Origin of the sequence: Phytohabitans houttuyneae (assembly GCF_011764425.1) — a bacterium.
Classification (GTDB): domain Bacteria; phylum Actinomycetota; class Actinomycetes; order Mycobacteriales; family Micromonosporaceae; genus Phytohabitans; species Phytohabitans houttuyneae.
Window position 1 is genome coordinate 918,963 of record NZ_BLPF01000001.1, and the last position, 12,386, is coordinate 931,348.

A 12,386-nucleotide genomic window follows, 5' to 3' on the forward strand; every position below is an offset into this window, starting at 1 on the left:
CTACGCGTGTCCGTGGGGGCACCCTCCGCTGTGGACAGTGATCCACTGGAGCGCCTTCCCTCAGCGGCCGGCGAGCACCTCGGCGGCGGCCTCGCCGTTGGCGCGGGTCGCGCCGTACGTGGCCACGTGCGTCGCGCCCACCACCGAGGCGGGCACGCCCATCTCCACGACGATCGCGTCCGGACGCGCGGCGAGGGCGGTCGCGACCGCGCGCCCCATCCACTCGTACCGGTGGACGTCGCGGACGACGAGGACCAGCGGCCGGCCGGCGGCCGCGGTGTGGAAGTCGCCCGCGGCCTCGGCGGCGGAGAGCCGCGCGGCGGTGGTGCCGGGCAGTCGGGCGGCGAGTGGCACGGCAACGCCCCACGGCGTCTCCGGGCCGATCGCGAAGTTGCGCGGCGGCTCGAACTCCACCACGTGCGGCGCGGCGGCCAGCGGCAGCGCGGACGCGGCGCCGGTGACCCGGACCGCGCGGCGGGCGCCGGCGAGCCCGACCGGGATCCCGTCCAGCCGATCGGGCACCGCCGCGGCCCTCGCCTGCGCCGTCCACGCGGCCAGCTGCTCGACCCGCTTGGCCGCCTCGGCCAGCCGCTCCTCGGGCAGCTCGCCCGCCGCCACCGCGGCCACGATCGCGTCCCGCAGGCGGGTGGCGGTCGCCTCGTCGGCGTGGTCGCCGCCCACGCAGATCGCGTCGACGCCGGCGGCGAGGGCCAGCACGGCCGCGCCCTCCAGGCCGTACCGCGTGGCGATGGCCTTCATCTCGATGCCGTCGGTGATCACCGCGCCGTCGAAGCCCAGCTCGTCGCGGAGCAGGTCGGTGAGCACGATCCGGCTCAGCGTGGCCGGGCGTTCCGGATCGATGGCCGGCACGAGCAGGTGGCCGGTCATGATCGCCTGCACTCCCGCGGCGATCGCGGCCCGGAACGGCGGCAGCTCGCACCCGTCCAGCTCGGCCCGGGTGGCCGCGATCCGCGGCACGTCCACGTGCGAGTCCACGCTGGTGTCGCCGTGGCCGGGGAAGTGCTTGGCGCAGGCCGCGACGCCGGCCGACTGCAGACCCGTGATCCACGCGGCGGTGTGCCGCGCGACAAGCTCAGGATCGGCGCCGAAGGCCCGCACGCCGATGACCGGGTTGTCCGGGTTGTTGTTGACGTCGGCGTCCGGCGCGTAGTCCAGCGTGATCCCCGCCGTGGCCAGGTCGTGGCCCAGGTCGCGGGCGACCGCCTCGGTGAGCGCCACGTCGTCGACCGCGCCGAGGGCGAGGTTTCCGGGGCGCGAGCTGCCCTGCCAGGTCTCGAAGCGGGTGACGTCGCCGGCCTCCTCGTCGACCGCGACGATCACGTCGGGACGCTCCGCGCGCAGCGCGGCGGTCAGGTCGGCGACCTGGGCGGGGCTGGCGAAGTTGCGGCCGAAGAGGGCCACGCCGCCCAGTCCCTCGCCCAGCCAGCGCCGTACCCAGGTCGGTGGGAGCGTCCCCTCGAAACCCGGCTGCAATACGGCACCCGCGAGGCGAAGCAAGTCCCGGCTGGTCTCCGACATGTGGCCCCCGTACTCCATAGTGGACAGTCCCCACCGGTCCGGCGGGTAGATGCCATGGTCACACCGGATCCGGGAAATAGTCAATAAACCTTTCTATTAAGTCTCACTAGACGGGCAGGCCTTTGTGCCGGTATGCCCACGAACGGGTGTCACGGGGCGGCGACTTCTTGCCTCACCGTGAAAGAGTGCGGGGATGGACGCGTTGCTCTCGGCTGCCACCATCGCTGCCGAGGACCGGAGCTGGTTCGACATACCGGCCGTCCGCGTCGTCGGGTCGATCCTCGGCGCGCTCCTGCTGCTGGCCGCGATCCGGTCGATGTTCGGCAAAGGCAAGGGAAAGTAGCGACGCGCTGTTCAGCAGGGGTGGACACTCCTGCCCGGTTAAGGAACCGCTGAGGAAGCCGCCGCCCATCTGTGACTGTTTCCGCACGTACCGCAGGAGTAACGTGACGCGCGGTACGAACGGTGTACCCCTCCCCCCGAATCGTTACCAACCAGGGATAAATACGCGTGGACCTGGAAACCTCTACCCGCCAGCTAGCCACGGGCCTGACCCGCGTGGCGGTGGCCGTGCAGGCCGCCGAGAGCCCGCTCCAGCTGGAGCGCACGATCGCGCAGCAGCAGGTGCTGCTCCTGCTCAGCCGCCGCAGCGAGGTCTACCCGCTGTCCGAGCTCTCGGCCGACCTCAACATGACCACCCACGCGACGATGTCGGCGATAGCGACGCTGGCCCGCGAGGGCCTGGTGTCGGTAGACCCCTCCCCGTCGTACGCACCACACGCCGTCCGCATCGCCCTGACCGACGCCGGCCGCGCCCAGTCGCCCGAGCTGCTCAACTGGGCCGCCGACCTGCTCGCCGAGCTGCACAATCTGGACCACGAGGGCCAGCACCAGCTGCTCGGCGTGGTGGCCAGCCAGATCCGCCGCATGCAGCGCGAGGGCCGCATCCCGGTCACGAAGATGTGCGTGAGCTGCCGCTTCTTCGACGGCTACGCCCACCCCGGCACCGACGAGCCACACCACTGCTGGCTGATCGACAAGCCGTTCGGCCACCAGTACCTGCGCCTCCGCTGCCCCGAAGGCCAGCCCGGCGAAGGCCCCGTCCGCCCCGACGAGGCGGCCTAGCGGTCACCCTCTTTTGAGCTACCGCGACGTCCGCGGTGGTCCGGACCGTTGCTCCCGCGGCCTCACCCTCCGCGGTCGCCAGGCTCAACCCCAAGGGGGGCGGCACCTGCGCGGCGATCCCTGTGAGCCGCCGACCGGAGCGGTGCCCGCGGGAGCATGCGGTCCGCAGCTGACGCGGACGGGGGCATATCTGCCGATAAAGCGTCACGACGGCGCCGGCGGGGCGGAGGGCGGCCCGGCTGTTTGCGGGTGGCGCGTGGGGGGCACGATGGCGGCGCCATGAGACTGCCTCTTCCCCTCTCCCGGCGGCTGCGCCGCGCCGCCCGCACCCACTTCGGATGGCGCCGTCTGCGCCCGGGCCAGCTCAACCCCATGCGCGCGGTGATGCGCGGGCGGGATGCGCTGGTCGTGTTGCCTACCGGTGGCGGCAAGTCCGCCATCTACCAGGTGCCCGCGATGATGCTGCCCGGGCCGACCGTGGTGATCTCGCCGCTGCTCGCGTTGCAGCAGGACCAGATCAACGCCATCAACGACCGCCCGGGGATGGCGGCCGTCCGGGTCAGCTCGGCCGAGACGCCGGGTCAGCGGGCGGCGGCGCTCGATGCGGTCGGCAAGGGGTTGGCGCGGTTTCTCTTCATCACGCCCGAGCAGCTCACCGACCCCGAGCGGCTCGCCCAGGTGAAGGCGCTCCGGCCGGCGCTGGTCGCGGTCGACGAGGCGCACTGCATCTCGGCCTGGGGGTACGACTTCCGGCCGGACTACCTCGCGCTCGGCCACCTCATCGAGGGCATCGGCCGCCCGCCCGTGGTCGCGTTGACCGCCACCGCGTCGCCGCCGGTGCGCGACGACATCGTCGAGCGGCTGCGGCTGCGCAGCCCGCTCGTCGGCGTGTCCGGCCTGGACCGCTCCAACCTCTTCCTCGAGGTCGCGCACTGCCCCGACGAGGACTACCGGTGGCGCCGCCTGCTCACGCTGCTGCAGGACGGCGAGCGGCCCGGGATCGTGTACGTGCCGACCCGCCGCGCCGCCGAGGAGCTGGGCGAGCGGCTGTCCGCGGCCGGGTACGCGGCGGAGGCCTACCACGGCGGCATGGCCGCGGGCCTGCGCGAGCGGCGGCACGAGGACTTCCTCGCCGGGCGGGTGCCGGTGATGGTGGCGACCTCCGCGTTCGGCATGGGCATCGACAAGCCGGACATCCGGTGGGTGGCCCACATGGCGCTGCCCGACTCGCCGGACAGCTACCAGCAGGAGATCGGCCGGGCGGGGCGGGACGGCGCGCCGGCCCGCGGGCTGCTGCTGTGGCGGGCCGAAGACGTGGGGCTGCAGCGCTTCTTCACCGGTGGCGCGCCGGACGAGACCGAGCTGCGCGACCTCGCCGCTGTGCTGCGTACCGGCCCGCTGGCCCGCACCGCCCTGCGCGAGCGCACCGGCCTCGGCGCCCGCAAGCTCGGCCAGCTGATCGGGCTGCTGGAGCAGGTGGGCGCCGCCGCGACGGTGGGCCAGAAGCTGACGTCGCCCCGGTACGCGCCCGAGCCGGTCGAGGCCGCCCGCGCCGCCCTGGCCGAGGCCGAGCGGCAGCAGGCGGTGCAGCGCTCGCGCACGGACATGATGCGCGCGTACGCGGAGAGTGAGTCCTGCCGCGGCCAGGTGCTGCTCGCGTACTTCGGCGAGCACCTCGCCCACCCCTGCGGGCACTGCGACAACTGCGCCGGCGGGCGGGCCAAGCCGGCGCCGAAAGCGCAACGCGGCCCGTTTCCGCTGCACAGCACCGTTCGACACGCCGAGTGGGGGGTCGGCTTGGTGCTCGCATACGAGTCCGACAAGATGACGGTTCTGTTCGACGACGTGGGGTACAAGACTCTGTCCGTGCCAGTCGTTCGTGACCAGAAGCTGCTGGTGGTGGAGACAGGATGAAAGGCGGTCCCGTGACCGAACAACCGGTGTACTCGACGCTGGGCTTCTCCGACGAGGAGTGGGGCCTGCTCACCGGCCTGCCGCTCGCGGTGCTCACCGCCGCCAGCGCGGCCGAGTCCGACGGCACCCGCCGCACGCTCGCCGAGGGCGCGGCAGGGCTGGAGGCCGTGTCCGCCGGGCGGGAGGGCGCGAGCCCGCTGGTGACCCTGGTGGCCCAGGAGGTGGTGTCGCGGGCCGGCGACCCGGAGGCCGGCGAGGAGCTGCCGCTGATCAGCCCGGAGGACCCGGAGGCGTACACCGCCGACGTGCTCGGCCGGGCCACCCAGGCGGCCGCACTGCTGCGCGGCAAGGTGGACGAGGGCGAGGCCGGGGCGTACGGCCACTGGCTCGTCAGCATCGCCGAGCAGGTGGTCACCGCGGCCCCCTCCGGCGGCATGCTGGGCATCGGCGGCGACCTGGTGACCGAGCCGGAGCGGCGCTTCCGGGACGCACTGGCGAAGGCACTGCAAGACTAATCGATAGCCATGGATGCGCGGGGGCGTGCTCTCGATCCTCTACCAGCGCCGGTCGAGCGGCACGACCCCGTCAGCCGTGCGGGTGGTGGACTTCCGCTTGGGCTAGTGTGCTGCTGGTGTTGGGCGGCGAGTCTTTCCTGAGCTTCTGGCGCGAGCGCCACCTCTGCACGCTGACCACCCTGCGCCGGGACGGTTCGCCGCACGTCACCCCGGTCGGCGTCACGCTCGACCCGGAGGCCGGCCTCGCCCGCGTGATCACCTCGCGCGACTCCCGCAAGGCGCGCAACGCCGCGGCCACCGGCCGCGTCGCCGTCTGCCAGATCGACGGCCGCCGCTGGTCGACGCTCGAAGGCCGCGCGGTGGTCCGCGACGACCCGGCCGCGGTGGCCGAGGCCGAGCGCCGCTACGCCGAGCGGTACCGCGTCCCCCGCGCCAACCCCCAGCGCGTCGTCATCGAGATCAGCATCACCCGTGTGCTCGGCAATGCCTGACGCGTCCGTCGTCGGCATCGGCGCCGACGGCTGGTCCGGCCTGTCGCCCGCCGCCCAGGCCGCGGTGCGGGCCGCCGACGTCATCCTCGGCAGCCACCGCCAGCTCGACCTGGTCCCCGAGTCGTGCGCCGCCGAGCGCGTCCCCTGGCCCACCCCGCTCATGCCCGCCCTGCCCGCCCTGCTGGAGGCGCACCGCGGCCGGCGCGTCTGCGTCCTGGCCAGCGGCGACCCCATGCACCACGGCATCGGCGCGGCGATCGTCCGCCTCCTCGGCGCCGAACGGGTCACCGTGCTCCCGCACGCCTCGTCGATGTCGCTGGCCTGCGCGCGCCTCGGCTGGGCGATGGAGGAGGTCGAGGTGGTCGGCCTGGTCGGCCGCCCGCCCGAGCTGCTGCACGCATACATCACCCCGGGCCGCCGCCTGCTGGTCCTGGGGGCGGGCGCGGCCACCGTCGCGGGCATCCTCACCAAGATGGGGTACGAGCAGAGTCGGTTGACGCTCCTCGGACAGCTGGGCGGCCCCGCCGAGCGGGTCACCCGCGGCACGCCGCTCTCGGCCTGGGCGGCCGCCGACCCACTGTCCATCGTGGCGGTCGAGTGTGTGGGATCCGGCTTCCTGCCGCAAGTGCCCGGCCTTCCCGACGACGCGTACGTCCACGATGGACAGTTGACGAAGCGCGAGGTGCGCGCCATCACGCTGTCACGTCTCGCGCCGGCACCCGGCCACCTGCTGTGGGACGTCGGCGCCGGCGCGGGCAGCATCGCGATCGAGTGGATGCGCACCCACCGCGCCTGCCGCGCCGTGGCCGTCGAGGCCGACCTGGCACGCGCGGCCCGCGTCCGCACGAACGCGGCGGCGCTCGGCGTACCCCATCTGTCCATCGTGGAGGGCCGCGCACCCGCCGCACTGGCCGGCCTCCCGGACCCGGACGCGGTCTTCGTCGGCGGCGGCGTCACCGAAGCGGGCATGCTCGAAGCCTGCTGGTCGGCCCTCTCCCCCGGCGGCCGCCTGGTCGCGAACGCGGTGACCCTGGAGTCCGAGGCGGTCCTCGCGGCGTGGCACGCCAGGCTCGGCGGCGACCTCACCCGCGTCGAGGTGAGCCGCGCCGGCGCGGTGGGCGGCTTCACCGCGTGGCGCCCGGCCCTGCCCGTCGTCCAGTGGTCGGCGGTCCACCCGTGACCGTCCACTTCATCGGCGCGGGCCCGGGGGCGGCGGACCTCATCACCGTGCGCGGCCGCGACCTGATCGCGGCAAGCGCGGTCTGCCTCTACGCCGGCAGCCTCGTCCCCGCCGCCCTGCTCGACGCCTGCCCACCCGGCGCCCGCAAGGTCGACACCGCCAACCTCACGCTCGACGAGATCCTCGCCGAGATGGTCGCGGCGCAGGAGTCCGGGCACGACGTGGCCCGCCTCCACTCCGGCGACCCGTCCATCTTCAGCGCGATGGCCGAGCAGATGCGCCGCCTCGACGCGGCCGGCATCCCCTACGACGTCACCCCGGGCGTCCCCGCCTTCGCCGCCGCGGCCGCGTCCCTGGGCCGCGAGCTCACCGTGCCGGGCGTCGGCCAGACCGTGATCCTCACCCGCGTGACCGGCCAGGCCACCCCGATGCCGCCGGGCGAAGACCTGGCGACGCTGGCCGCGAGCCGCGCGGTGCTGGTGCTCCACCTGGCGGTACAGCGCGTCGACGACGTAGCGGCCGCCCTCGTCCCGCACTACGGCCGAGACTGCCCGGCGGCCGTCGTCGCGTACGCCTCCCGCGCCGACGAGGTCATCCTCCGCGGCACCCTCGACACGATCGCCGGCCAGGTGGCGGACGCCCGGGTCACGCGCACGGCCGTGATCGTGGTCGGCCGCACCCTCACGGCGACGGAGTTCCCGGACAGCCACCTGTACTCGGCGGCGCGTACCCGCTGACCCGCTCCGGCATCCCGGAATCGGGTGGACGTCCGGCGCGGCCAGGCCTTGATCGGCGGATGCGCGGCCGGCTGGAGATCTACTTCGGATCGACCTTGCGCGGGCGAAGGGTGCCCGTCGGCCCGCGATGACCAGATCGATGACCGACGGTGATCAACGTCGTACCGGATGTACCGTACGGGCCCTCACATCTACGGAGGGTCGGAACATGAGGGTGCAAAAGGTACTCATCCGCGTCGCGGCGGCCGTCTGCGTCGCGGGCCTGTCGTTCGCGTGCGCGCCGGCCGACAGGGAGCAGGTCGCGGCCGAGACGGACGTGACCGCCGTCGAGGAGACGCCGAGCGCCGAGCCGACGCCCACGGCCGAGGCGACGCCGACGCCGACGCCGACGCCGGAGGTCACGCCCACGCCGGCCGTCGAGGTCAAGACGGTCACCGTCACGCAGGCGGTCCCGTTCAGGCGGACCACGGTCAAGGACTCCACCCTCACCGAGGGCACCCGCAGGGTACGGACCAAGGGCGTGGCCGGCGTGAAGACGCTGACCTACGAGGTGACGTACACGGACGGGAAGGAGACCGCGCGCAAGCTGGTCAGCCAGGCCGTCACCAAGCAGCCGGTCACCGAGGTGGTCGTCGTCGGCACGAAGAAGAAGGCGCCGACCCGGCAGTGCGACCCCAACTACAGCGGCTGTGTCCCGATCGCCAGCGACGTCGACTGCGCCGGCGGCAGCGGAAACGGTCCGGCCTACGTCAGCGGACCCATCCGGGTGACCGGCAGCGACATCTATGGCCTGGACAGCGACGACGACGGCATCGCCTGCGAATAACCCGGCAGCGGGCGTCAGCGGCTTCCAAACAGGCGGCTCTCTACACGGGAGCGCGGCCCACGACGGTGCCGGCGCGGTCGATCACCAGGACGTCGACCGTGACCGGCGCCTCGCGGAGCACCCCGACGGCGGTCCGCCGCGCGCGCTCCGCGATCAGGTCGCCCAGCGGCAGCCCGGCGGCCTGGCAGTGGCCGAGCGCCTCCAGCGCGGTGTTCGCGGCGGCGACGCGGGCGACCAGCTCGCCGTCGCCGCCCGCCGCGCGCACCGTCTCGGCCATCGCGCGCAGGTCCACCTGGGAACGTCCAGAGTGGAGGTCGAGGTGCCCCTCGGCCAGTTTGGACAGCTTGCCGATGCCGCCGGCGATCGTGAGGCGGGACACCGGGTGGCGGCGCAGGTGCTTGAGCACCGCGCCGACGAAGTCGCCCATGTCCAGCAGCGCGTCCTCGGGCAGCCCGTACAGCTCGGCGGCCACCCGCTCGGACGTGCTGCCCGTGCACCCGGCCACGTGCTCGCGTCCGGCCGCCCGAGCCACGTCGATGCCGCGGCGGATGCTGTCGATCCAGGCGGAGCAGGAGTAGGGCACCACGATGCCGGTGGTGCCCAATATGGAGAGTCCGCCGACGATGCCGAGGCGCGGGTTCCACGTGCGCCTGGCGAGCTCTTCGCCGTTGTCGACGGAGATCTCCACGACCGCGTCGCCGGTGCCGCCCAGCCGGGTGGCCACCTCGGTGACCGCGGCGCGCATCATGCGGCGGGGCACCGGGTTGATGGCCGGCTCGCCGACCGGGAGCGGGAGGCCGGGCTTGGTGACCGTGCCGACGCCGCTCCCGGCCCGGAAGAGCACGCCGCTGCCGGCGGGCCCGGGCGTGACCGTGGCCCGCACGAGCGCACCGTGCGTGACGTCGGGGTCGTCGCCGGCGTCCTTGACGACGCCCGCGGTCGCTGACTGCGCGGTCAGCTCCTCGACGGCGAGCGCGAAGGTGGGCCGCTGCCCCTTCGGCAGCACGATCTCCACCGGGTCCGGAAACGCCCCGGTGAGCAGCGCCGTGTACGCGGCGGTCGTCGCCGCGGTCGCGCAGGCCCCGGTGGTCCAGCCGTAGCGCAGAGTCACCGCACCAGCATGCCCCACCCTCCGTGACGGCGGCCCGGCAGGGTCGGGAGACTGGAGCCGTGCGAACCCTGCTCATCCTCGGCGGCACGGGCGAGGCCCGCGCGCTGGCGGCGCGCGCGGCCGGATGGCGGGTGGTCACGTCGCTCGCCGGGCGGGTACGCGACCCGGCACTCCCCGAGGGTGAGGTGCGGGTGGGCGGCTTCGGCGGGCCGGACGGGCTCGCCGCGTGGCTGGTGGCCGAGGGCGTGGGCGCGGTGGTGGACGCCACGCACCCGTTCGCGAGCCGGATCAGCGCTTCGGCCGTCTCCGCCGCCCGGGCCACGGGCGTGCCGCTGCTCGCGCTGCACCGGCCCGGCTGGAGCGAGCGGCCCGGCGACGACTGGCGGCGCGTGCCCGGCATCGCCGAGGCGGCCGCCACACTGCCCGGCCTCGGCGCGCGGGTCATGCTCACGACCGGCCGCCAGAGCCTCGCCGCCTTCGCCGGACTGCCGCTCTTCTTCCTCGTGCGCACCGTCGACCCGCCGTCGCCCCCGCTGCCGGCGCGGCATCACCTGCTGCTGGACCGCGGGCCGTACACGGTGGACGGCGAAGCGGCACTCATGCGCGAGCACGCGATCGACGTGCTCGTCACGAAGGACAGCGGCGGTGAGATGACGGCGGCGAAGCTGACCGCGGCCCGCGAGCGGGGAATCCCGGTGGTGATGGTGGATCGGCCCGCGCGGGCGGCCGGCGTACCGACGGTGTCCACCGTGGACGATGCCGTCGCGTGGCTCAGGGGTATCGGCGCGGCGTGAACACCGCTCCTCCGCTGCCCTGGCGCGTCGTCGACGAGCCGACGATGAGCAGGCACCGCATGTCCACCGTGGACGGGTCGAGGTCGGCGAGGCGCACGACCCGAACGAGCTCCTCCGGCCCGCCCACGTCCCGCCCGACGACCACCGGCGTGTCCGGCGCGCGGTGCTTCAGGAGCACGTCGCGGGCCTTCTCCACCTGCCAGGTGCGGGTGCGCGAAGCCGGGTTGTAGATGGCGATGACGAGGTCGGTGCCGGCGGCGGCGTCGAGCCGCTCGACGATCACGTCCCACGGCTTGAGCCGGTCCGAAAGGGACAGCACGCAGTAGTCGTGGCCGAGCGGCGCGCCGACCCGGCTCGCCACGGCCTGCGCGGCGGTGAGCCCGGGCACGACGCGCACCGGCACCTCCGCGTACCTGGGCTGGGCGGCCACCTCGATCACCGCGCTCGCCATCGCGAAGACGCCCGGGTCGCCCGAGGACACCACCGCGACGCGGGAGCCGGCGACGGCCAGGTCGAGCGCGTACTCCGCGCGCGCCGCCTCCTCGGTGTTGCCTGAGGCGTGGCGCCGCTGGCGCGGGTTCGGCGGCACCCGGTCGAGGTACGGCCCGTAGCCCACCAGATCGTCGGCCGCACCGAGCACGGCCTGCGCCTCCGGCGTCGTCCAGTCGCGACCGGCGGGGCCGAGGCCGACGACCGAGACCTCTCCGGGGCCCGAGCGCGCGGCGGGCTCGGGCACGCGTGCGGCCGCCACCCCGCTGGGCAGTACCGCGAGCGAAAAGTACGGCACGGACTCGGGATCCACACCGGACAGTGGGACCGTGCGCTGGCGGCCGGTGGTGGCGCGCTCGACGTACCACGCCTCGTCCAGCCGGCCCGCCGTGGCCAGCGCCTCGCGCACCGCCGGAAACGTGCGGCCCAGCTTGAGGATCGCCGCCGGCCCGGAGCCGTCCAGGCGGCGGGCCAGCTCCTCCGGCGGCAGGGTGCCGGGCAGCACGGTGAGCACCTCGTCGCGCTCCACGAGCGGGCGCCCCAGCACCGCCGACGCGCCGCTGACCGAGGTGACGCCGGGCACCACCTCCGTCGTGTACCGGTGCGACAGTCGCTTGTGGAGGTGCATGTACGAGCCGTAGAAGAACGGGTCGCCCTCACACAGCACCACCACGTCCCGACCGGCGTCGAGGTGTGCGGCGAGGCGCGCGGCGCACTCGGCGTAGAACTCGTCGATCGCGGCGCGGTAGCCGCCCGGGTGCGCGGTCGTCTCGGTCGTCACCGGGTAGACAAGCGCCTCCTCGACCTGCCCGTCGCGCAGGTACGGCTCCGCGACCGTCCGCGCGATGCTGCGGCCGTGGCGGGCGCTGTGGTACGCGACCACGTCGGCCCGCTCCACCAGCCGGGCGGCCTTCACCGTCACCAGCTCGGGGTCGCCCGGCCCGAGCCCCACGCCGTACAGCCGCCCCGCACCCATCACTCCTCCTCGCTGGCGATGGCGTTGATGGCCGCCGCCGTCATCGCGCTGCCGCCGCGGCGGCCGTGCACCACAAGGTGTTCGAGGTCGCTGGCCGCGAGCGCGCGCTTGGACTCCGCCGCCCCGATGAAGCCGACCGGGATGCCCAGCACCGCCGCGGGCCTCCCGGCACCCTCGGCGACAAGCTCCAGCAGGCGGAAGAGCGCGGTCGGCGCGTTGCCCACCGCGACGAGCGCGCCGTCGAGGCGGTCGCGCCACAGCTCCAGGGCCGCCGCGCTGCGGGTGGTGCCCAGCCGCTCGGCGAGCGCCGGCACGCGGGGGTCGCCGAGCGTGCAGACCACGTCGTTGTCAGCGGGCAGGCGGCGGCGGGTCACCCCGGCGGCCACCATCGTGGCGTCACAGAGGATCGGCGCGCCGGCCCGCAGCGCCGCCCGGCCGGCCGCGACCGCCCCCGCCGACCAGGCGAGGTCTTCGACGAGGTCGACCATCCCGCACGAGTGGATCATCCGGACGGCCACCCGCGCCACGTCGTCCGGCAGGCCCGACAGGTCGGCCTCCGCGCGGATCGTCGCGAACGAACGCCGGTAGATCTCCGCGCCATCCGTCAGGTAGTCGCTCATGCCCGTCCTCGCTTCGCTCCGGGCGGCCACGAGACTCCAAACGCACTGCGCCAAATGATTCGCTCGCTA

At 74.4% G+C, this 12,386-nt stretch carries 13 protein-coding genes; 9 read left to right on the plus strand and 4 right to left on the minus strand.

The genetic code is table 11. The features are described 5' to 3' along the window. Positions 1-60: 60 nt before the first annotated feature. Positions 61-1,539: a glycoside hydrolase family 3 N-terminal domain-containing protein gene (locus tag Phou_RS04275; RefSeq protein ID WP_173053716.1), complete on the minus strand. Its 1,479-nt coding sequence runs from the start codon at positions 1,537-1,539 to the stop codon at positions 61-63. 193 nt (positions 1,540-1,732) lie between these two features. Here Phou_RS04275 and Phou_RS04280 point away from each other — a divergent pair, with 193 nt between their 5' ends. From Phou_RS04280 to Phou_RS04315, 8 genes are all read left to right on the plus strand, one after another. Continuing rightward, positions 1,733-1,882, plus strand: a complete 150-nt coding sequence (locus tag Phou_RS04280; protein WP_173053718.1) for a hypothetical protein — start codon at positions 1,733-1,735, stop codon at positions 1,880-1,882. 167 nt (positions 1,883-2,049) lie between these two features. Further along, complete coding sequence (locus Phou_RS04285; protein WP_173053720.1) at positions 2,050-2,664, plus strand: winged helix DNA-binding protein; 615 nt, start codon at positions 2,050-2,052, stop codon at positions 2,662-2,664. Positions 2,665-2,943: 279 nt separating this feature from the next. Next, complete coding sequence (locus Phou_RS04290; protein WP_173053722.1) at positions 2,944-4,578, plus strand: RecQ family ATP-dependent DNA helicase; 1,635 nt, start codon at positions 2,944-2,946, stop codon at positions 4,576-4,578. Positions 4,579-4,589: 11 nt separating this feature from the next. Further along, a complete protein-coding gene (locus Phou_RS04295; protein WP_173053724.1) occupies positions 4,590-5,093 on the plus strand; it encodes a hypothetical protein in 504 nt (167 codons plus the stop codon). 116 nt (positions 5,094-5,209) lie between these two features. Then, entirely contained in the window at positions 5,210-5,584 is a 375-nt protein-coding gene (locus tag Phou_RS04300) for a PPOX class F420-dependent oxidoreductase (RefSeq protein WP_246273219.1), read from the plus strand. Continuing rightward, complete coding sequence (cbiE, locus tag Phou_RS04305) at positions 5,577-6,764, plus strand: precorrin-6y C5,15-methyltransferase (decarboxylating) subunit CbiE (RefSeq protein ID WP_173053728.1); 1,188 nt, start codon at positions 5,577-5,579, stop codon at positions 6,762-6,764. The genes Phou_RS04300 and cbiE overlap by 8 nt, the downstream gene beginning before the upstream one ends. Next, on the plus strand, positions 6,761-7,501 hold the full coding sequence (cobM, locus tag Phou_RS04310; RefSeq protein ID WP_173053730.1) for a precorrin-4 C(11)-methyltransferase: 741 nt from the start codon (positions 6,761-6,763) through the stop codon (positions 7,499-7,501). The genes cbiE and cobM overlap by 4 nt, the downstream gene beginning before the upstream one ends. A gap of 208 nt (positions 7,502-7,709) precedes the next feature. Next, positions 7,710-8,327: a G5 domain-containing protein gene (locus tag Phou_RS04315; protein ID WP_246273220.1), complete on the plus strand. Its 618-nt coding sequence runs from the start codon at positions 7,710-7,712 to the stop codon at positions 8,325-8,327. A 40-nt stretch (positions 8,328-8,367) separates the two neighbouring features. On the opposite strand, the gene Phou_RS04320 is transcribed toward Phou_RS04315, so the two are convergent. Next, positions 8,368-9,438: a cobalt-precorrin-5B (C(1))-methyltransferase gene (locus Phou_RS04320; protein WP_218578709.1), complete on the minus strand. Its 1,071-nt coding sequence runs from the start codon at positions 9,436-9,438 to the stop codon at positions 8,368-8,370. Between the two features lie 59 nt (positions 9,439-9,497). Between Phou_RS04320 and Phou_RS04325 the strand changes: the two genes are divergently transcribed. Next, complete coding sequence (locus Phou_RS04325) at positions 9,498-10,232, plus strand: cobalt-precorrin-6A reductase (protein ID WP_173053734.1); 735 nt, start codon at positions 9,498-9,500, stop codon at positions 10,230-10,232. Here Phou_RS04325 and Phou_RS04330 read toward each other — a convergent pair. Beyond that, a complete protein-coding gene (locus Phou_RS04330) occupies positions 10,210-11,697 on the minus strand; it encodes a precorrin-2 C(20)-methyltransferase (RefSeq protein WP_173053736.1) in 1,488 nt (495 codons plus the stop codon). The two genes, Phou_RS04325 and Phou_RS04330, sit on opposite strands and share 23 nt — an antisense overlap. Next, positions 11,697-12,317, minus strand: a complete 621-nt coding sequence (locus tag Phou_RS04335; protein ID WP_173053738.1) for a precorrin-8X methylmutase — start codon at positions 12,315-12,317, stop codon at positions 11,697-11,699. The genes Phou_RS04330 and Phou_RS04335 overlap by 1 nt, the downstream gene beginning before the upstream one ends. Positions 12,318-12,386 lie beyond the last annotated feature (69 nt).

Excerpts from the sequence above, each read along its gene's own strand:
- Phou_RS04275 (WP_173053716.1), bottom strand. The coding sequence starts at position 1,539 with ATGTCGGAGACCAGCCGGGACTTGCTTCGCCTCGCGGGTGCCGTATTG.
- Phou_RS04280 (WP_173053718.1), top strand. The coding sequence starts at position 1,733 with ATGGACGCGTTGCTCTCGGCTGCCACCATCGCTGCCGAGGACCGGAGC.
- Phou_RS04290 (WP_173053722.1), top strand. The coding sequence starts at position 2,944 with ATGAGACTGCCTCTTCCCCTCTCCCGGCGGCTGCGCCGCGCCGCCCGC.
- cbiE (WP_173053728.1), top strand. The coding sequence starts at position 5,577 with ATGCCTGACGCGTCCGTCGTCGGCATCGGCGCCGACGGCTGGTCCGGC.
- Phou_RS04315 (WP_246273220.1), top strand. The coding sequence starts at position 7,710 with ATGAGGGTGCAAAAGGTACTCATCCGCGTCGCGGCGGCCGTCTGCGTC.
- Phou_RS04330 (WP_173053736.1), bottom strand. The coding sequence starts at position 11,697 with ATGGGTGCGGGGCGGCTGTACGGCGTGGGGCTCGGGCCGGGCGACCCC.
- Phou_RS04335 (WP_173053738.1), bottom strand. The coding sequence starts at position 12,317 with ATGAGCGACTACCTGACGGATGGCGCGGAGATCTACCGGCGTTCGTTC.